Below are 20,702 nucleotides of genomic sequence, written 5' to 3'. Positions count from 1 at the left end.
TATCTCCTTCATCGCCCAATGCGCACTTTAGAAAAAGCCGCGGCTCCACCAGCCCGTACGGCGCGGCTTGGTCTCTTCCTGCTTCGGCCCGCCGTTGTCCTCGCCGGAGGTGACGACCGGTTCAGTCAAGGCAGCCTGTTTGGGCTTTTCGTCCTTTTTCTCACCGGATTCGTCGGCCGCTCCGGCGGTCGATCGCTCGTTGTCGTTGGACGGCGTATTGTCTTCGTCTCTGTCAGACGCGGGCGTACTTTCGCTCGACTCTTCGGTTGCTGCCTTTTCGGCGCTTCCGGCCTCGGCCGCTTCGCCAATCAGCGTCGCGACCGGATCGTCGAAGCGTTCGTCGGCGGTCGAAGGTGCTGCCGGATCGATAGCCGGCATTGCACCAACTCCCGTGTCCGAAGGTTCAGTGGCGCTACCGTCCGGCTCAGCGTCACTCTTCTCGGTGCTCTTCGTATCTTCGTCCGATTTCGAACCCCAGTTTGACTGTCTCCTGCGGCGGCCTTGGGAGTTCTCCTCCTCGGCGCCATCGGCGTCGTCGGACTGTTGATCGTTGTCCTGATCGCTCTCGATCTGGCCTTCGGCCTGCTTATCGTTGCCGTCCCGGTGACGGCGTCCACCGCGACGCCCGCGCCGCCGACGCCGGCGGCCGGAACTGCCGTCGCTGTCCTGACTTTCGTCATCCGAGTTGTCCACATCGTCGGACGAGGCATTTGAACTGTCGGACGCCTGCTGCTCGTTGCCGCCGTTCTCGTTGTCGTCTCCGTCTGAGCCGCCGCGGCGTCGGCGTCTGCGACGGCCTCTTCCCTTGGAGCGGCCCTCGTTATTGTCGTCGGAGCTCTCGCTATCGTCGCGGGCCTCAGAGGTACCGGTTTCCTCTTCGCTGATCTCCACGTCGGCATCTTCGTCCTCGTCCACCGCGTCTTCGGCGGCGACGGAGATTGGGCTCACGAAATTCCGAGTAATCGGCCGGCTGGCGACGCCGCCCTGTTCAATCGAAAGGTCGTTATGACCGACCGACGGGTCGGCCTCGATGAAGATTCGAAGATCGTGGTTCTGCTCGAGTTCGTCGATATGGTGACGCTTCTCGTTAAGAATGAAGAGTGCGGTCTCGGTCGGCACCTTGACGATGAGGTCACGCCCTTTGTTCTTCTGGAGGTAATCCTCGATGTGGCGGATCGCATGAAGGGCCAGCGATGAGGTCGCGCGTACCATGCCAGCGCCCTCGCACACCGGGCAGGGCCGCATTGTCGATTCCAGGACGCTCGCGCGGATGCGCTGGCGGCTCATTTCCATCAGGCCGAAATGGGAAATCTTGCCGACCTGGATGCGCGCCCGGTCGTTCTTCAGACAGTCCTTCATCTTCTTTTCGACGTTGCGGTTGTTCCGCTTCTCGTCCATGTCGATGAAGTCAACGACGATCAGGCCGGCGAGGTCGCGCAGCCGAAGCTGCCGGGCGATCTCCTCGGCCGCTTCCAGATTGGTCTGGTAGGCGGTGTTCTCGATGGACATCTCGCGCGTCGAGCGTCCTGAGTTCACGTCGATCGCAACCAGCGCCTCGGTCTGATTGATGATGATGTAGCCGCCTGATTTCAGCGTCACATGCGGCTGCAACATCTTGTCGAGCTGGGCCTCGATGCCTTGGCGGGTGAAGATCGGCGTCGCGTCGCGATAGGGCTGCACTGCCTTCGCCTGACTCGGCATCAGCATACGCATGAAATCTTTCGCTTCGCGGTAGCCGGCCTCACCGGAGACGAGGATCTGGTCGATATCCTTGTTGAAGAGGTCGCGGATCGACCGCTTGATCAAGCTGCCTTCCTCATAGACCAGCGAAGGCGCGATCGACTGGAGTGTCAAGGTCCTCACGGACTCCCAGAGCCGCATCAAATACTCGTAGTCGCGCTTGACCTCGGCCTTGGTGCGGTTCGCTCCGGCGGTGCGCAGGATGATGCCCATGCCGCGCGGCACGTCGAGCTCTTTCACCACGTCGCGCAACCGCTTGCGATCCGCCTGATTGGTGATCTTACGCGAGATGCCGCCGCCCCGCGCCGTGTTGGGCATCAGAACCGAATAGCGGCCCGCGAGGGAAAGATACGTTGTGAGTGCTGCGCCCTTGTTGCCTCGTTCTTCCTTGACGACCTGCACCAGCAGGATCTGGCGGCGCTTGATGACTTCCTGAATCTTATAGTTTTTGCGAGGTCGCGCCTGTCGGACTGGCACCTCTTCCAACGCGTCCTCGGAGCCGATTTCGTCGACCTCATCGCCGTTGTCGTCGTCTCCGTCGTTGTCGCTATCGACTTCCTTGTCGTCGCTGTCATGACGCCCACGACCACGATTGCTCGAACGCCGACCGCGCTTACGGCGTGCGCTACGCTTTGAGCGTCGACCCTCGCCATCGGATGACGCCTCTTCTTCGTCGTTTTCCCGGTCACCGGAGTCGTCGTCCTCGGACGAGTCCTCATCATCACTGTCGTCGTCGGAATCGTCATCTTCGTCGACGTTCACCGCAATTTCGCGATCGTCGTCGTCCGGAAGATCCTCATCTGCTCGGCTTTCGGCGTTGACGCTGTCGTCAGCCTCCGTTTTCGCCGCGGCATCCACATCTTCGTTCCGGCGCTCGCTATCCGCGTCGTCCGAGTCGTTCAGGTCGTCCCTGAGACCTCCTTCGGCTTCGGCGTCTTCCGACACGCTTTCGTCTGACTTGTCCTCGCGACGGGCAGCTTTCGAGCGCGATTTTCGTTTGACTTCGCGCTCTTCTTCCTCGTCCTCCTCGTCCGCCTGGCCGCGCGCCATTTCTTCGGCGAGCAAAGCTTCGCGATCGGCTTTCGGGATTTGGTAGTAATCGGGATGGATCTCGCTGAACGCCAGGAACCCGTGGCGCCCGCCGCCATACTCGATGAAGGCCGCCTGGAGCGAAGGCTCCACCCGCGTCACCTTGGCAAGGTAGATGTTTCCCTTGAGCTGCTTCTTGTGCTCGGATTCGAAATCGAATTCCTCGACGCGATTACCGCGTACGACGACGACGCGCGTCTCCTCCGGATGAGAGGAGTCGATAAGCATTTTGTTGGCCATGGAATCTCTCCAAGGCCCGGCTTCTACGATTGGCTGATCTTCTGAACGACGATGAGTGGAATCGGATAGTGAACCGGGCGGCGGAGCTTGTTGTCGTTGACGCGGCCGGCTGCAGTCGCGCGGACTGCGCGACCGGTAGGGCCGCACTCCTTGTCCGCTGCGTTGGCCGGATTGTCATCGTCACGACTTAACCCCGCAAAAATAAGGATGACCGTTTCCTGAGAAAGGGTCGATGATGTTTAGGTGCCCTCGGCGCAAAGGGTCGAGGGCTGTTGTGATCGCCGGGCGACGCATAAAGTACTCGCATCGCGCGCAACGCAAATTCCTGAAAGTCCGCAGAGCGGCTGGTGGCACTGGATGCATTCAGCATTGGAGCCCCCAAAGCTCCTCGCCAATAAGCCGACCACCTCTCTTCGAATGGTCGGCGACCGGATCCAGGGTCCGGTCTGGCGGGACTTCTCAACCCTCTTATGCCTTGGTGCGGAAAGAAACAAGACGTCAGGCTTGCGCGAGCTTCGCCACTCTGCATACGTCCTGGAGACGAGAAGCCTCGACCGATCCAAGTAGCGGCAAGTTCGTCGGTTCAGTCTCGAACGGGCGAGGTCTGCCATATTCGTCACCAATCCGTGATCTATGCGCTGCTCACTGCGAAACAAGGATATCTGGCCCCGAGGCTTTGAATGATGCTGCGGAACGGCGCTCGCGTCTGTTTGACGATTCTTGTCTTGTCGATCGTCCTGATCCTACCTGCGATAGCTGAGACGGCGATCGTGATGCGAGTCGAGTTGATGGCGGCCGAAGACGGGAAGCAGCGCGTCGTGCTCAATTTCACGACCCCGCCCGATGCGCGGCTCTTCGTTCTGCGCTCACCTGACCGAATCGCGCTCGACCTTCGAGATGCGCTGCCGGCTGGCGAGCCGATCCTGCCGGACGAAATGGGTCTCGTGGAAAGTGTGATCCACGGGGCGACCGGGCCCCACCGATACCGCTATATCTTCCACCCGAAATCGGGTGTCGAAGCTCGACTCAGCCGGGTTAGCGGGAGTGAATCCACATCGTCATACGAGATTACGTTTTCCAGAACCAATGGCGTAACGGTCGTCGCTGGCGAGCCGCGCCTTTCTCAGGAAAGCGCAGAGCCTGCGGTTGTCACAGACGGAAATGATTCCGAAACGACGATCAAACAGCAGCCTGGCTTCACCATTGTCATCGATCCGGGCCACGGAGGCGACGACAATGGTGCGATAGCCAAGAGCGGCGTCATGGAAAAAGACATCAATCTCGCTGCCGCAAAAACCCTACGAAACGTGCTGGAAGAAAATCCCGGCATACGTGTCGTCCTGACTCGCGAGAAAGACGAATTCGTAGGCCTCATGGAACGTACCGAGATCGCCAGGCACGAGAACGCAAACCTCTTCATTTCACTGCATGCCGACAGCATCCGATATAAAGATCTCCGCGGCGCAACCATCTACACGCTGTCGGACAGAGCCTCCGACAGTCTATCGCTCGAAATTGCCGCGAATGAGAACGCGGCGGATCGTTTCGGCGGAGAGGAATATGCGAAAGAGGTGCCGGAGGTCTTCGACATTCTTGCTGACCTGACGCGCCGCGAGACGGTAAGCTATTCGGAACACTTCGCATCGTCTCTCTTGGCCAGGATGCGCAAATCCGACATCCGCTTCATCAAGAATCCAAAAAGGTCAGCCGCCTTCATCGTTCTGAAGGCGCCGGACGTGCCATCAGTCCTCGTGGAACTCGGTTTCATGTCGAACGTCGAGGATGCCAGGCTTCTGGCGGATGAAACATGGCGGACCGAGACCATGACCGTGATGGCCGAAGCGATCGTCGCGTTCTACGGCATCGGAACAGACGGTTGATTGATTCTCGCAACGCAACGTTCCTGGTGCGAAGGCGACCAAATCGCGCGACCTGAAGCGAACATCATGGCTCTGCCGCATTTTACTAGCAAATGGTGAAGTCGCACGGAAACGTGACCCGCCTGCGGGGAACTTATCTTATCCAAGGTCGGGATGGGCCGAAGCCATAAGCACTCTGTGCAGTAACCACTCGAGCGATTATGGCAGGGCGAGCTTAAGTGCCTTTGGATGAACGGATGCGGCGAAAGGCGAAAGGCGGAGCGCGCGGGGGCGCTTCGTGCCAGGAATCAGAGAATTAGGGGTATCCGGCATTTTGTAACGCCGGAGAGTGGATGAAGCACCGATGATCAGACTGATCGGCTATTTCTTCGGGATCGGGTCCGTTTTCTTTCTCATCGTAGCGGGCGGTCTCGCCTGGTATGTCGAGCGAGTGGGGCAAGATCTCCCGGACTATCAAGTTCTCGCCGACTACAAGCCCCCGGTCACCACCCGCGTTCATGCCTCAGACGGTCAGCTGATGGCGGAGTACGCGCGCGAGCGTCGGCTTTTCCTGCCCATTCAAGCGATACCCGCGCAGGTGAAGAATGCTTTCCTCGCCGCCGAGGACAAGAACTTCTACTCGCATCCTGGCGTCGACATCGAAGGTATCATTCGCGCCGTCACGGTGATTGCCCAGGGCGGGCGCATGCAGGGTGCTTCGACCATCACGCAGCAGGTCGCGAAGAATTTTCTTCTCAGCAACGAGCGTACTTTCGACCGAAAGGTCCGCGAGGCGATTCTCTCGATGCGCATCGAGCAGGCGTATTCGAAGGACAAAATCTTGGAGCTCTATCTCAACGAGATTTATCTCGGCATGGGTTCTTACGGTATCGCCGCGGCTTCGCTGGCCTATTTCGATAAGGCGGTGAACGAACTGACGGTCGAGGAGGCGGCGTATCTGGCAGCTCTCCCGAAAGCGCCTGAGAACTACAACCCCTATCGTAACCCCGAGCGGGCGATCTCGCGCCGCAACTGGGTAATCGCCCAGATGGACAGCAATGGTTTCGTCACTCCTGAAGAGGCGAACAGCGCGAAGAACGAGCCACTCGGCATCAATCCGCGCCCGACCGGCACCTATCTTGCGACCGCCGAATACTTCACCGAGGACGTTCGCCGCGAAATCGTCGATCGATACGGCATCGATGCGCTCTACGAGGGCGGCCTATCGGTTCGCACGACACTGGACCCCGAGATGCAGGGTTATGCCCGCGACGCACTGCAGAGCGCTCTGGTTGAGTTCGATACGGCGCGAGGCTTCCGCGGACCGGTGGCGAACGTCGAAATTGGGAGCGATTGGGGCGAGGCCATCGGAGAAGTCGAAGCCTTCTCGGACGTGCCCCAATGGCAACTCGCGGTCGTCCTGTCGACAGACAGTGCGAGCGCGAGCATCGGTCTGCAGCCATCTCGCGATGCGGGCGGGAAGCTTGGATCGGAACGCGAAATCGGGACGATCACGAAAGACAACATGAGCTGGGCGATGCGCCTCAACATGGAGGAGCGTAAGGGCTCGGTCGGATCGGTGTCCGAGGTGCTCAACCGTGGTGACATCGTCTATGTCCAGAAGGTCGCGGACGGTGAAGGCTGGAGATTGCGCCAGCCGCCGGAGATTCAGGGCGGGCTCGTCGCGATGGAACCGGAGACCGGTCGCGTTCGCGCCATGGTCGGCGGCTTCTCCTACGGCGAATCAGAGTTCAATCGCGCTTCGCAGGCCTATCGCCAGCCTGGCTCCTCGTTTAAACCCTTCGTCTACGCAACCGCGCTCGACAATGGCTACACACCCGCTTCGGTCATTCTCGACGCCCCGATTTCCATGCCCGACGGCAATGGCGGCTTCTGGACCCCCTCGAACTACGGTGGCGGTTCGGCGGGCCCGTCAACGCTGCGTCTTGGTATCGAGAAGAGCCGGAACCTGATGACGGTCCGCCTCGCGCGGGACATGGGCATGAAGCTCGTCGCTGAATATGCCGAACGCTTCGGCATATACGACAAGTTGGCCCCCTACCTCCCGATGTCCCTTGGTGCCGGCGAGACAACCGTGTTGCGCATGGTCGGCGCCTACTCGGTGCTCGCTAATGGCGGGCGTGCCATTGAACCGACGCTCATCGACCGGGTGCAGGACCGGTACGGCCGCACGATCTTCAAACACGACCAGCGCTTCTGTGCCGAGTGCAATGTCGCGAGCTATTCTGGCCAGGGCGAACCGGAACTCATCGACGAGCGGGATCAGGTGCTCGATCCGATGACGGCTTACCAGATCACCTCGATGATGGAAGGCGTCGTCCAGCGCGGCACCGCGACCAAGGTCAAGGAACTGGGGTTCCCGGTGGCGGGCAAAACCGGCACCACGAACGAGGAGAAGGATGTCTGGTTCGTCGGCTTTACGCCGGATCTCGTCGTCGGCGTCTATCTCGGCTACGACCAGCCGCGTCCGATGGGGCGTGGAGCGACCGGCGGCGGACTCGCGGCCCCTGTTTTTATCGACTTCATGCAAGAGGCGATGAAGGACAAGACGCCGGTCGAGTTCAAGGTGCCCGAAGGCATGGATGTCATCGCTGTCAATCGCTCGAATGGCATGCGGTCGTCTGGAGAAGGCGACGGCACGATCATGGAGGCGTTCAAGCCCGGTACGGGCCCGGCCGATAGTTACAGCGTGATTGGAATGGACGCGATCGCCTCCGACGTACGCCGCGGCGTGGTCTCGGAACAGACCCGCCAAGCGATCAGCCAGGGCGCAGGCGGTCTCTTCTAGAACCTAGCCAAGGCGTTTTCGCCTCGCTATATCGAATATCAGGACAAGGGGCGGCGCTTGCGACCGCCCTTTTCCATGCGGACGAAATGGACGGACCCGAATTCGCACCATTTCCCGTGAGATTGCAGAGCTGACGGAGGACTGCGCGTGCGCGCCGAAATCGAACACATCGTCGATGAGACCAAGCAGACTATCGGGCTGCTGAGGAGGCATCTTTGACTGGGATCAAGCTCTCAGACGCCTCGACCATCTGAACAACAAGGCCGAGGATCCATCCATTTGGGACGATCCGGCGGAGGCTCAGGCGTTGATGCGTGAGCGTCAGCATCTCGAGACCAACATCACCGCGATTCGCGAGCTCGAAAGCGCCGTCGAGGAGAACGTGGAACTCATCGCCATGGGCGAGGAGGAAGGTGACGGCGAAATCGTCTCTGAAGCTGAGGCAACTCTTAAGACGCTCCAGACGGATGCAGCCAAGCGCCAGATCGAGACCCTGCTCTCGGGCGAGGCGGACTCCAACGACACTTATATGGAAGTCCATTCCGGCGCCGGCGGCACCGAAAGCCAGGATTGGGCCTCGATGCTACAGCGCATGTACATCCGTTGGGCCGAGCGCGCGAACTTCAAGGTCGAGGTGCTGGAAGAGCAGGGCGGCGAAGAGGCCGGCATCAAGTCGACGACGCTGCTTATCAAGGGACACAACGCCTACGGCTGGGCGAAGACCGAGTCGGGTGTGCATCGGCTCGTCCGAATATCGCCCTACGACAGCCAAGCGCGGCGGCACACCTCTTTCGCTTCGGTCTGGGTCTATCCGGTTGTCGACGACACGATCGATATCGAGGTGAACGAGTCTGATGTGCGAATCGACACCTACCGCGCTTCGGGCGCCGGCGGTCAGCACGTGAACACGACAGACTCGGCCGTGCGTATCACGCACATCGCGACCGGCATCGTCGTCGCTTGTCAGCAGGAGCGCTCACAGCACAAGAACCGGGCTACGGCTTGGAATATGCTGAAGGCGCGGCTTTACGAGGCAGAACTCGAAAAGCGCGAGGCGGAAGCGAACGCGGAAGCGGCCTCGAAAACCGATATCGGCTGGGGTCATCAGATCCGATCCTACGTTCTCCAACCGTATCAGTTGGTCAAGGACTTGCGCACGGGGATTGAAAGCACTTCTCCGCAGGACGTACTCGACGGTGAACTCGACGAGTTCATGGAAGCTGCTCTCGCTCACCGCGTCGAAGGGAAGAAAGCAGCGGTCGAAGACGCAGAATGATCCGGGGGGGCAGGCGAGGGGACCTGTTCTGCGGCCGTCGCCGCCCGCCTGATACGGATCAACTCAGCCCTGCAATCTCCCGGCCAGCCCGAATAAACCGCATCGGGTCAATCGCACGACCATTGCGCCGCACTTCGTAATGAAGATGCGGTCCTGTGCTTCGGCCAGTAGAGCCGACGGTCCCGAGTTGCGCGCCACGAGGGACTTCGTCGCCGACTTCCACGTCGATCCGCGCCATGTGTCCAAATCGGGTCTTTATGCCGTTGCCGTGATCGATTTCGACGAGGTTGCCATATCCGCCGGAGCGCCCCGCGCGTACGATCGTGCCGGCGGCCGTCGAGCGGATCGGGGTCCCGGAGCGTGCTGCGTAATCGATGCCCGCATGTAGGGCTCTGCGCCTGAGGAACGGGTCGGATCGGATGCCAAACCGCGAGGACATCAGGTTGCTTGCCATCGGAGCGGCGAATGGCAACTTCTCGGAAACCCCTCTCAGGCCTTCGAGACGGTCAAGAGCGTTTTCCAACTCGTCATAGTGGGTCTCAAAACCGGCATCCTCGGGGACAGGCTCGTAAGGCCCGCCGAGAGCGGTTCTGGTATCGCGTTCGGTCTCGATACCAAAAGAAGACAGTACCGAAGCGATCTGCATTGACCGCTCGACCGCTTCGGTCGTCAACGCCTTCATGTTCGTGATCTGTTGAATTTCCGCGTAGTCGATAGCGCGACCGAAGCCGGAGAGGGCATCCGCGGAAAGGTCAAATGTAGACCGGCGAAGGGATGCCGTCTCGAACGGATCGAGGAGATTATCTTCCTGGCTTTCCCGAAGCTTCAGTCCGCGCGGGCTCACCGTTTCCGCGGTGAACGAGACCGCCTGCAGTGCCGCTTCTTGAGTATGCGGATGCTCGGCCTCCTCGTTGGCGGCTTCGAAGTCGTCAGAGGGACGTGGCGTCGGGATCGGTGTTCCGTACTTCGTGAATTCCGGAAGTATCCCGTTGTCTCGCGCGCGCTCGAAGATCGGTTCGAGACGCTCGTAGCGTTCCGCGATAATCTCTTGCTGAGTGAGGAGAGCGTCGACTTTTGTCTCCACCATCTTCTGCGCAACGAACTGTCGGCTCGTCGCTTCATCGAGCTTGTTGCGCAGGTTGGCGAGCCGCGTTTCATATGACTGGCGAAGGACTGTTTCGGTCGGCACGGCACGGGTCGGCTCACCCTGCAATCCGTAGAATGCCAAGCCGCCGATCACGAGCGCCGCTAATCCACCGAGGATGCCTCCGCGAAACAACTGGCGATGATCCAGCGTGACGTGTCGAACGTCTTCGCCCCGCGCCATTACGAAGGTGATGGGTTGTTTTCTGCGCCCGAAACTTGGACCTTGTCCTCGTGCCGCGTCCATCTGCGAAAAGCGCTCCCTGTACTCTGGCCGGGGCGTGCAAAGCTCTCTGCCGTTTTGGCTTCTCCGCCAGAACGCATAAGACGCGCTTAACGTTAATGACACCTTTCTCTAAGGGTGTCTTACGATGGTAGAACGGTATGATTCAGTGTTCGCTTTCCCTGATGATTTGCGGATCGATGCACTAATAAGCAGCGATTTGGTTGCTTCAGGCGAACAGGAATCAAACCAGAATCTAAGCGATCTATCGTGAAAGAGACGACAGCGATCGGTAAAAGGTGGGCGTCAGTCCGGCTTCGGCCCGGGCGCGATCGTTAAAGGGAGCCTTCACTTCGCCGCGGAAACAATCGCGCACGAGTTCCTGAAAGCGCTTTGCGGGGTCGATCCGATGACGGGCGCAGAGAAATCTGAACCATTTGGCGCCGATCGCGACATGCTTCTTCTCATCGCGGTAGATGATTTCGAGGATCGCTGCGGTCTCCTCATCGCCGACCTCACTGAGCTTCGCGATCATCGATGGTGTTACGTCGAGGCCGCGCGCTTCTAGTATGAGCGGAACAATGGCGAGCCGGGCAGAGAGATCGTGCGCCGTCGCCTCTACCGCCTGCCACAGTCCGTCGTGGGCCGGCATCGCACCGTAATGCGAACCAAGCGATTCCAGCCGTTTGGAGAGAAGGCCGAAATGCTTGGCTTCCTCAAGCGCGACGGTCATCCAGCCGTCGAAGAAAGAGCGCGGCACTGGCTGGTCGGCGAACCGCGCCACGATGTCGAGGGCGAGATCGATCGCGTTAAGCTCGATATGGGCAAGTGCATGGATCAGTGAGATGCGCCCTGGTTCGCTGTTTACCCAGCGGCGCTTCACGAGGCGGGGATGGACGAGTTCGGGCTTGTCCGGTCTTCCTGGCCGCGCCGGTAACCTTGGATCGTCTGGCGCATGAAGGCCGATCCGCCGTGCAAACCAGAGCCGGCAGGCGACATTTGTCAGACGGGTCTTTGCGTCGAGATCGGTCGCCGCGAGGGCTTCCACCGCCGCCCGTCTCAGTGTCCCCGGATGGCTGTTTGCGTCAGAAGACGTCATCAGGCCGAAGCGTGTGCCTTCGCCGCTTCGAGAACCGCCTCGGCATGGCCGGGCACCTTCACTTTTGGCCAAAGCTTGATGACCTTGCCCTCGGCATCGGCGAGCACAGTCGTCCTCTCGACGCCCATATATTTCTTGCCATACATGGACTTCTCGACCCACACGCCGCAGGCGTCGAGAAAAGCCTTCTCCTCGTCCGCGAGAAGCCGCACGGTCAGATCGTGCTTCTCCTTGAATTTCACATGCTTCTTCACTGGATCGGGCGAGACGCCGATCACAAGCACGCCGAGCGCCTCGAACTCGGATCTCAGACCCGAAAAGGCAATCGCCTCGGTCGTGCAGCCAGAGGTGTCGTCCTTTGGATAGAAGTAGATCACGAAAGGCGAGCCCTTGAGATCGGCTAGCGAAACGGTCGTTCCGGTCTCGTCCGGCAGAGCAAAATCTGGGAGTGCGGCACCTTCAGAGAGCGACATGGATTTCATCCTTCGTTGACTTGAAGTTTCGATTTGGTTCAGGAGGTCGAGCTTAAATCGGCTTGACCAAAGCATGCTTCTTGCGTCCGACCGAAAGCTTGATCGATCCATCGCGCGTCAGCTTCATATCGAGCTGCATGCGCTCATCCGACACCGTCTCGTCGTTCACCTTCACAGCACCGCCCTTTATATGCCTGCGTGCTTCGCCGTTAGAGCCCGCGAGCCCCGCGGCAACGAGAACGCTCAAAAGGCCGGTGCCGGTTTCAAGTTCAGCGCTCGGTACGGCGATCGAGGGCAGATTTTCCGATGCGATCCCTTCCTCGAACGTCTGCCGCGCGGTCTCGGCGGCTGCATCCGCTGCCTCACGCCCGTGCAGCATCGCGGTGACCTCCGTTGCCAGCGTCTTCTTGGCGTCGTTGATTTCCGACCCGCCGAGGTTCGCGAGCCGCGCGATCTCGTCCATGGGCATCACGGTGTAGAGCTTCAAGAAGCGCTCGACGTCGGCGTCCTCGGTGTTTCGCCAGTACTGCCAGAAATCGTAGGGGCTCTTCATGTCCGGGTTCAGCCAGACAGCGCCATCCGCGGTCTTGCCCATCTTGGCGCCGGAAGACGTCGTCAGCAGCGGCGAGGTGAGGGCGAAGAGTTCGGCCCCTTCCATGCGTCTGCCGAGATCGATGCCGTTGACGATGTTGCCCCACTGATCCGAGCCGCCCATCTGCAGCCGGCAGCCATAGCGTTTGTAGAGCTCGACGAAGTCGTAAGCCTGCAGAATCATATAGTTGAATTCGAGGAAGGAGAGCGACTGCTCCCGGTCGAGCCGTAGCTTCACCGACTCGAAGGACAGCATTCGGTTGACCGAGAAGTGCCGGCCGACATCGCGCAGGAACGCGACATAGTTGATGTCGAGCAGCCAGTCGGCATTGTTGACCATCACCGCGTCGGTCTGGCCGTCGCCCATGGTGAGGTAGTTCTCGAAACCCCGGCGAATGCCGGCGAGGTTCTCCTCGATCGTCTCCGACGTCTGGAGCTTGCGCGCCTCGTCTTTGAAGGACGGATCGCCGATCATGCCGGTTCCCCCGCCCATCAGCGCGATCGGCTTGTGGCCGGTCTTCTGCATCCAGTGCAGCATCATGATCTGAATGAGCGAGCCGACATGCAGGCTCTTCGCCGTCGGATCGAAGCCGATATAGCCGGTGACGGTCTCTGTCCGAAACAGATCGTCAAGACGCGTGTCATCCGAAGTCTGGTGGATGAAGCCGCGCTCGCTCAGCGCATGGAGAAAGTCCGACCGAAATCCGCTCATATCGTCATGCCTTGGATTGCTGTCCGGCTCTTGCAATGGACGCGCCGGTTGTTGAAGGCTCGTTTATCAGCCCTGCGGCTGAATTCCAGTGGCGGAGAGGATTTTGACGTCGAAGGACAAACGCGCATTCCGCGCGATCGGGCTAATGAGCGGGACGTCGCTCGATGGAATCGACGTCGCGTTGATTGAGACGGACGGCGAGAACCGGGTGAAGCGCGGTCCCGCGAGGACCTACGAATACGAGCATGCCATGCGCCTTCGGCTTGAGGAGGCGTTGGAATTCGGCAAGACGCTGACGGACCGGTCCGCCCGAATGGAGGCGCTCTCCGCCATCGAACTCGCGCTGACTGATCGTCATGCGGAGGTCGTCCGACGGTTCGCATCCGAAATCGGCATGGAGATTGGCGAGATCGACGTCGTTGGTTTTCATGGTCAGACCGTTCTGCATCGCCCGGAAAAGGCTCTGACGGTTCAGATTGGCGACGGAAAGCGCCTGAGTGAGACGCTCGGTCGGCCCGTCGTCTGGGACATGAGGGCGAGAGACATGGAGATAGGCGGGCAGGGCGCGCCGCTGGTGCCGGCCTATCACCGGGCGCTCGCGGCCAATCTGCCACCGGAATTAGACGCCCGCCCGGTCGCCTTCGTCAACATCGGCGGCATTTCGAACATCACCTATATCGATGGCGGGGCCGAGCCGATCGCTTTCGATTGCGGTCCGGGAAATGCGTTGATCGATCAATGGCTGCAGCGGGAGGCGGGCGTTCCCTACGATCAGAATGGCCGTATTGCCAGCGAAGGCGGCGTGATCGACGATCTCGCGCAGCGCTATCTCTCCTCCGGATTCTTCCTCAAGAGAACGCCGAAGTCACTTGATCGATTCGATTTCCCCGTTCCTATGACAGAGGACGGCGAACTCTCCGACGTGGCAAGGACGCTTTGCTATGTGACGGCCGAGGCGATTGCGCGCTCGCGCGACCATCTCCCGGAGGCGCCGAAGCTCTGGGTAATTGCAGGCGGCGGACGCCGCCATCCGTTCATCATGTCTTATCTGACCGAGGCAGTCGGCGAGGAGGCGGACGTTATCCTCGCTGAAGACTGTGGTTTCGATGGCGATGCGATGGAGGCGGAAGCCTGGGCGTATTTGGCGGTGCGCGGGCTAAAAGGCTTACCGTTCACCTTCCCGACGACCACAGGCTGCCGCGAAGCGACAAGCGGAGGGGTCATCTCAGAGCCTGAGCGGCGCGGAGACTAGCGCAGCCGCTTCAGTTTTGGATCCGAAAGTTCGCCGGCCAGGCGCTGGTCGAGATACTCCGAGCAGTTGGCAATCAGGGAGTCGGTCTGATCCTGGAAGAAGTGATTGGCGCCTTCCATCGTCTTATGAGTGATGACGATACCTTTTTGCGACTTCAGCTTGTCGACCAGAACCTGCACGTCCTTCGGTGGCGCGACGCGATCTCGATCGCCGTGGATGATAAGGCCGGACGAAGGGCAGGGTGCCAGAAACGAGAAGTCGTATGTGTTAGGCTGAGGGGCGATCGAAAAGAAGCCTTCGATCTCCGGGCGGCGCATCAGTAATTGCATGCCGATCCAGGCACCGAAAGAATAGCCGGCGACCCAAGTCTCCTTTGAGTCTGGATGAATGCTTTGAATCCAGTCGAGTGCCGAGGCAGCGTCCGAAAGTTCGCCGGAACCGTGATCGAATTCGCCTTGACTGCGCCCAATGCCGCGAAAATTGAAGCGCAGCGTCGTAAAACCGCGCTCCACGAACATGTAGAACAGCTGGTAGACGATCTGGTTGTTCATCGTCCCGCCAAAACGTGGATGGGGATGAAGAACGATCGCGATGGGCGCATTCTTTTCCTTCGCCGGCTGGTAGCGGCCTTCAAGGCGCCCGGCGGGTCCCGTGAAAATGACTTCGGGCATTCGGCTCCGTTCCGAGATCGTGTCGCAGCCTCGATGGATGGCGCGCTTCTTGACGCCTGATGCGAGGCTTCATAGATTGCAGTTTAGAATGATTCCAAACACTGCGGTGGCTTCGGCTTATCTAGTCTGTTAGGGATCGGTTTTTCAAGGAATTTGCGCGCTCGACCAAGTTCACCGAGCGCTGTGCATCACAGGGAGCTCATGGCCGGCGCGCCGACCCGCATCTATCTGGACTGTAACGCAACCTGGCCCCTTCGCCCGGAGGCGCGGGAGGCTATGGTCGCAGCATTAGATAGTGCCAACCCCTCATCGGTACATACGGAGGGTCGTGCAGCACGGGCGCTCGTCGAGGATGCTCGCAGGGCGGTCGCAGATCTCGTCGGCGCCAACCCGGGTGAGGTGACTTTCACCAGCGGCGCGAGCGAGGCAGCGAACATGGCCCTCACACCGGATTGGCTGATCGATGGGAAGCCGCGCAACCACAACGCACTCGCTGTCCTCGAGTCAGATCATTCGGTGTTCCTCGAAGGTGGGCGTTTCGAGGCTTCTAACGTGACCGCGCTCAGCGTGGACCGCGACGGTCTTCTTAGGACCGATGCTCTCTACAGATGGCTCGATGACGTTGGTGACAATGCCGCCATTCTCGCGATTGGTTTGGCCAACTCCGAGACCGGCGTTGTTCAAGACATTTGCAAGATTGCGGAGACTCTCCGTGGTCGAGATATTCGGCTCGTCGTTGACGCTGCTCAGTATGCTGGTCGTTTGCCGCTGGATTTCGACCATTGTCCCGCCGACGCAATACTTTTGTCGAGCCACAAGCTCGGCGGACCAAAAGGGATCGGCGCGATCGTCCTCAAATCGACCTCAACGCGGCCTTTCCCCTTGATACGGGGCGGTGGCCAGGAGAAAGGGCGGCGTTCCGGTACCGAACCGGTTCCCGAGATTGCTGGCTTTGGGGTGGCCGTTCGCGCAGCCAGCTTCGAGCTTCGCAACGACGATGGTCGAATGGTGCGGCTACGTGATCTGGTGGATAGATCCGTCTTGCAGCGGTCGCCAAAGACAATTGTCTTGGGAAAGGCAGTGACGCGCTTGCCGAACACCAGCGCCTATTTAACTCCGGGCTTGAAAAGCGAGACGGCTCAGATCGCGCTTGATCTCGCCGGTCTTGCTGTCTCGGCGGGCTCGGCGTGCTCTTCAGGAAAGGTCGGACGCAGTCACGTTGTGAGCACGATGGCTGCAGCCGGTCTCGATATCGATCCAGCCGATGGTGCCGTTCGGGTCAGTTTCAGCCGGGAAACGAGTGAGCCTGAGCTCATGCGCTTCGTTGATGAATACGTGAGGCTCGCAACCAAGACCGAGTCGAAGCCGCAAAATATAGACCACGCGGCTTGAAGTCGCGGCGCATGAGATCGCACGGAACACCGGGCCCCTCATTTGGTGGCCGGACCGTTCCTATCTAAATCGGTGTACCGGATATCGCTTTTCCGGTATCCGCAGGAAAGACCGTCCCCGGGCTTTGACCCCGGAGAGTATGGAGAAGAATATGCCGGCCGTTCAGGAAACGATCGACAGTGTCCGCAAGATCGACGTCGACCAGTACAAGTACGGGTTCGAGACGCTGATCGAAATGGACGTTGCGCCCAAGGGGCTTGACGAGGAAATCATCAAGCTCATCTCGGCCAAGAAAGGTGAACCGCAGTGGATGCTCGACTGGCGTTTGAAGGCTTTCGAGCGCTGGAAGACGATGGAGTCACCCGACTGGGCGCGGCTCGACTACCCGCCGATCGATTTCCAGGACATCCACTATTATGCTGCACCGAAGTCGATGTCAGGTCCGGCGTCTCTCGACGAGGTCGATCCTGAGATTCTCAGGACCTACGAGAAGCTCGGCATTCCGTTGAAGGAGCAGGAAGTGCTCGCCGGCGTCCGCAAGATGGACGAACCGAGCGAATTCGACGAGGACTCGGGTACGCCGCCGGCAGGCCAGAATGGCCAGACCCGTGTCGCTGTCGATGCGGTCTTCGATTCGGTCTCCGTAGCGACGACCTTCAAGAAGGAGCTCGAAAAGGCCGGCGTGATCTTCATGCCAATTTCCGAGGCGATCCGCGAACACCCCGAGCTCGTGCAGAAATATCTCGGCTCGGTCGTGCCGATCTCCGACAACTTCTTCGCAACGATGAATTCGGCGGTCTTCACCGACGGTTCCTTCGTATACGTGCCGAAGGGCGTTCGCTGCCCGATGGAGCTCAGCACTTATTTCCGTATCAACGAGCGGAATACCGGGCAGTTCGAGCGCACGCTGATCATTGCCGACGAGGGCTCTTACGTTTCCTATCTCGAAGGTTGCACGGCGCCCCAGCGCGATGAGAACCAGCTTCACGCGGCGGTCGTCGAACTCGTGGCCCTCGAAGGTGCCGAGATCAAATACTCGACCGTCCAGAACTGGTACCCGGGTGACAAGGAGGGCAAGGGCGGCATCTACAACTTCGTCACCAAGCGCGGCGACTGCCGCGGCGACAATTCCCGCATTTCTTGGACGCAGGTCGAGACCGGGTCGGCGATCACGTGGAAGTACCCATCCTGCATCCTCCGCGGCGACAACGCCCGCGGCGAGTTCTACTCGATCGCCGTTTCTAACGGCCGCCAGCAGATTGATAGCGGCACGAAGATGATCCACCTAGGCAAGAACACGTCGAGCCGCATCATCTCGAAGGGCATTTCTGCCGGTCATTCGAACAACACTTACCGTGGACAGGTTTCGGCACACCGCAAGGCGAAAAACGCGCGCAACTTCACTCAGTGCGATTCTTTGTTGATCGGCGAAGAGTGCGGCGCGCACACGGTGCCCTACATCGAATCGAAGAACGCGACGGCCCAGTTCGAGCACGAGGCGACCACCTCGAAGATCTCGGACGACCAACTCTTCTACTGCATGCAGCGTGGCATCCCCGAGGAGGAAGCGGTCGCCCTGATCGTCAATGGCTTCGTCAAGGACGTCATTCAGCAGTTGCCGATGGAGTTCGCGGTCGAAGCGCAAAAGCTGATCGGAATTTCGCTGGAAGGAAGCGTCGGGTGATCTCGGCCTCGAACACTTCGGCACTGCGGATCACGCGACGATTCGAGCAGATGCTCGGCGGCATCTTCTCTTCGGATCGGCTGGAGTGCTGCGATCGATGACCGATGGCACAGTCATCGTTTGGTACGCGGCCATTTGCGGCATTCTCGGCGCGGTTGCGCCGAGTCTCGGCGGAACAATGCTGAGACTGGGCATCGGAGCTCTTGTCGGGGTGGCAGCCGCAACGCTGCTTCCGTTGGTTCGCGTCAGCCTCGGGCTATAGCGGCCACTGAGCTCACGTCATGACGATGACCTAGAAAATTAGGAACTGCGCAACCTGCGCCTGATGAACGACACTGGACGGAAACACATGCTCGAAATCAAGAACCTCCATGCCCGCGTTGCCGACGAGGGGACCGAAATCCTTCGGGGGGTCGACCTGACCGTCAACGACGGCGAAATCGCCGCCATCATGGGACCAAACGGCTCTGGTAAGTCGACCCTTTCCTATATCCTTGCTGGCCGCGAGGACTACGAAGTCACCGAAGGCGACATCCTCTACAACGGTGAGTCGATCCTCGAAATGGAGCCGGACGAACGCGCGGCCTCGGGCCTCTTTCTCGCGTTCCAGTATCCGCTTGAAATCCCCGGCGTCGCGACGATGACCTTTCTCAAGACGGCGCTGAACGCCCAGCGCAAGGCGCGCGACGAGGACGAACTCACCACGCCTGAATTCATGCGTCGTGTGAAAGCCGCTGCGGGTGATCTCAAGATCAATCCCGAGATGCTGAAGAGGCCGCTGAATGTTGGATTTTCCGGCGGCGAAAAGAAGCGCGCGGAAATCCTTCAAATGGCGCTACTCGAGCCGAAGCTCTGCGTTATGGACGAGACCGATTCCGGCCTCGACATTGATGCGCTGAAGATCGTTGCCGACGGCGTCAACGCGCTGCGTTCGCCGGAGCGCTCCTTTCTCGTCATCACTCACTATCAGCGCCTTCTCGATTACATCGTGCCGGATACCGTTCACGTTCTGTCGAATGGCCGCATCGTGAAGACCGGCGACAAGGATCTCGCCTTGCAGCTCGAAAGGGAAGGCTACAGCCAGATCATCGAAGAGGCTGCGTAAACATGAGCGTTACCGAACTGCGTCCACGCACCCCCGCAGAAACCCGGCTCATTCAGCTGGCGGAAGCCCAAGGGGAGAACGAGAACGCGCGCCGACCTGCCATCGAGGCGCTGCGCCGCGAGGGCCTGCCGACCCGCAAGGTGGAGGCCTGGCATTATACAGATCTCCGTCAACTGATGGGCAAGCGTCTCGGCTCCGATGATGCCGTTGAGGCGCTTCGTGAGAGCGGTGAGACGCTGCTCGAGCCCTTGCTTCAGGGTTCCGCGGTGGTCGATCTCGACGCTCCTGAGGCGGCGCATCTGCCGAACGGCGTCACCGGTAGCGCCTCTGCGGGCGAGGCGGACTGGAAAACAACGCCGAACCGGCTCGATCGGTCGATCGATACGGTCCGCGCCATGAACGCCGCATTCGGCGCGGCTTCGGCGACCATCGATGTCGCGGCGGGTACACATCTCGACCACGCGCTGGAGCTTCGTCCTGCAACGGGGCTGAAAAGCCATGCGTTCACTACCGTCACGATCGGCGAAAAAGCGGAGGCGACGATCGTTGAACGCCTCGACGGCGGCACTACTGGTGCGCCCTCGACCGGCGTGAACATGCTCCATGTTGGGGCGGGCGCGAACGTGCTCTGGATCGTCGATCAGGAGAAGGGTCTCGATTCCAGCCATCTGGGCCAGCTTTCAGTGCGCTTGGAAGCTGACTCGGTTTTCCGGCTTTTCGTCCTGAACGCCGGCGGTGGGTTCGTGCGTTACGAGGTCCACACGGACGTCGTGGGCGAGGGCGCCGACGTCCAGATCAGGGGCGTGAATCTGCTGCATGCTGGCCAGCACGTGGACGTGACGACGACGCTGAACCATACGGTAGCCCACACCACGGCGACCGAGACTTTCCGAAACGTCGTTACTGGCGGGCACGGTGTGTTTCAAGGCATCATCAAGGTCGCGCGAGGCGCTCAAAAGACCGATGCGAAGATGGCCTGCAACTCGCTGCTTCTGTCGGACGAAGGCGATTTCTCTGCAAAGCCGGAGCTCGAAATTTTCGCCGACGACGTCCAGTGCGGTCACGGCGCGACGGCGGGCGAAATCGATGCCGATCACCTATTCTACCTCATGTCGCGCGGTATACCCGGTGATCAGGCACGTGCACTTCTGATCAAGGCTTTCGTCGCCGAAGTCGTCGAGGAGCTGGAGGTCGAGGCGATCGAGGACGCACTCGAAACGCGTATCGAGGCGTGGCTGGAAGCTAACATCCGCTAGGAAAGCGCGGCCTCTGCGCGGCCTAAGGAGAGCGATCGGGATAGGTCCAAGGCATATTGGCGCCGCTCAATTGCACCCGATCGCTGCA

15 protein-coding genes are annotated in these 20,702 nt (G+C 60.1%); 9 read left to right on the top strand and 6 right to left on the bottom strand.

Annotation, left to right across the window (positions count from 1 at the left end; all coding sequences use genetic code 11):
• Positions 1–27: 27 nt before the first annotated feature.
• Positions 28–3,069 (bottom strand): Rne/Rng family ribonuclease, encoded by a 3,042-nt coding sequence (locus FP2506_RS06105; RefSeq protein ID WP_007066542.1) that lies wholly within the window; start codon positions 3,067–3,069, stop codon positions 28–30.
• Positions 3,070–3,749: 680 nt separating this feature from the next.
• Here FP2506_RS06105 and FP2506_RS06100 point away from each other — a divergent pair.
• The 3 genes from FP2506_RS06100 to prfB all read left to right on the top strand — a co-directional run bounded on the left by FP2506_RS06100 (position 3,750) and on the right by prfB (position 9,013).
• Positions 3,750–4,949, top strand: a complete 1,200-nt coding sequence (locus FP2506_RS06100) for an N-acetylmuramoyl-L-alanine amidase (RefSeq protein WP_244404129.1) — start codon at positions 3,750–3,752, stop codon at positions 4,947–4,949.
• 343 nt (positions 4,950–5,292) lie between these two features.
• Positions 5,293–7,737 carry a penicillin-binding protein 1A gene (locus FP2506_RS06095; protein ID WP_007066540.1) on the top strand — a complete coding sequence of 815 codons (2,445 nt, stop codon included), beginning with the start codon at positions 5,293–5,295 and terminating at the stop codon, positions 7,735–7,737.
• A 147-nt stretch (positions 7,738–7,884) separates the two neighbouring features.
• Positions 7,885–9,013 (top strand): peptide chain release factor 2 gene (prfB, locus tag FP2506_RS06090; protein ID WP_148227480.1). Its coding sequence is split into 2 segments (ribosomal slippage): positions 7,885–7,953 and positions 7,955–9,013, totalling 1,128 coding nucleotides; the frame shifts between segments, so codons are not numbered across the junction.
• Between the two features lie 58 nt (positions 9,014–9,071).
• On the opposite strand, the gene FP2506_RS06085 is transcribed toward prfB, so the two are convergent.
• From FP2506_RS06085 to tyrS, 4 genes are all read right to left on the bottom strand, one after another.
• Entirely contained in the window at positions 9,072–10,292 is a 1,221-nt protein-coding gene (locus FP2506_RS06085; RefSeq protein ID WP_210160426.1) for a M23 family metallopeptidase, read from the bottom strand.
• Between the two features lie 352 nt (positions 10,293–10,644).
• A complete protein-coding gene (locus tag FP2506_RS06080) occupies positions 10,645–11,478 on the bottom strand; it encodes a ferritin-like domain-containing protein (protein WP_007066537.1) in 834 nt (277 codons plus the stop codon).
• A complete protein-coding gene (locus tag FP2506_RS06075; RefSeq protein WP_040488954.1) occupies positions 11,478–11,951 on the bottom strand; it encodes a peroxiredoxin in 474 nt (157 codons plus the stop codon). The genes FP2506_RS06080 and FP2506_RS06075 overlap by 1 nt, the downstream gene beginning before the upstream one ends.
• 52 nt (positions 11,952–12,003) lie before the next feature.
• On the bottom strand, positions 12,004–13,254 hold the full coding sequence (tyrS, locus tag FP2506_RS06070; protein WP_007066535.1) for a tyrosine--tRNA ligase: 1,251 nt from the start codon (positions 13,252–13,254) through the stop codon (positions 12,004–12,006).
• 103 nt (positions 13,255–13,357) lie between these two features.
• Here tyrS and FP2506_RS06065 point away from each other — a divergent pair, with 103 nt between their 5' ends.
• A complete protein-coding gene (locus FP2506_RS06065) occupies positions 13,358–14,506 on the top strand; it encodes an anhydro-N-acetylmuramic acid kinase (RefSeq protein WP_040488953.1) in 1,149 nt (382 codons plus the stop codon).
• Here the strand turns inward: FP2506_RS06065 and FP2506_RS06060 are convergent.
• Positions 14,503–15,177, bottom strand: a complete 675-nt coding sequence (locus tag FP2506_RS06060) for an alpha/beta hydrolase (RefSeq protein ID WP_007066533.1) — start codon at positions 15,175–15,177, stop codon at positions 14,503–14,505. The two genes, FP2506_RS06065 and FP2506_RS06060, sit on opposite strands and share 4 nt — an antisense overlap.
• A gap of 201 nt (positions 15,178–15,378) precedes the next feature.
• On the opposite strand from FP2506_RS06060, the gene FP2506_RS06055 reads away from it, so the two are divergent.
• The 5 genes from FP2506_RS06055 to sufD all read left to right on the top strand — a co-directional run bounded on the left by FP2506_RS06055 (position 15,379) and on the right by sufD (position 20,614).
• Positions 15,379–16,569, top strand: coding sequence for a cysteine desulfurase family protein (locus FP2506_RS06055; protein ID WP_007066532.1), 1,191 nt, complete (start codon positions 15,379–15,381; stop codon positions 16,567–16,569).
• Positions 16,570–16,720: 151 nt separating this feature from the next.
• Complete coding sequence (gene sufB, locus FP2506_RS06050) at positions 16,721–18,253, top strand: Fe-S cluster assembly protein SufB (RefSeq protein ID WP_007066531.1); 1,533 nt, start codon at positions 16,721–16,723, stop codon at positions 18,251–18,253.
• Positions 18,254–18,350: 97 nt separating this feature from the next.
• Complete coding sequence (locus FP2506_RS18945) at positions 18,351–18,515, top strand: hypothetical protein (RefSeq protein ID WP_007066529.1); 165 nt, start codon at positions 18,351–18,353, stop codon at positions 18,513–18,515.
• A gap of 87 nt (positions 18,516–18,602) precedes the next feature.
• Positions 18,603–19,358, top strand: a complete 756-nt coding sequence (gene sufC / locus FP2506_RS06045) for a Fe-S cluster assembly ATPase SufC (RefSeq protein ID WP_007066528.1) — start codon at positions 18,603–18,605, stop codon at positions 19,356–19,358.
• A gap of 2 nt (positions 19,359–19,360) precedes the next feature.
• The gene (gene sufD, locus FP2506_RS06040) at positions 19,361–20,614 is read left to right on the top strand and encodes a Fe-S cluster assembly protein SufD (RefSeq protein ID WP_007066527.1); all 1,254 of its coding nucleotides are present in this window, start codon (positions 19,361–19,363) and stop codon (positions 20,612–20,614) included.
• Positions 20,615–20,702 lie beyond the last annotated feature (88 nt).

Origin of the sequence: Fulvimarina pelagi HTCC2506 (genome assembly GCF_000153705.1) — a bacterium.
GTDB classification, from domain to species: domain Bacteria; phylum Pseudomonadota; class Alphaproteobacteria; order Rhizobiales; family Rhizobiaceae; genus Fulvimarina; species Fulvimarina pelagi.
This window is presented reverse-complemented; position numbering and strand designations above follow the sequence as displayed.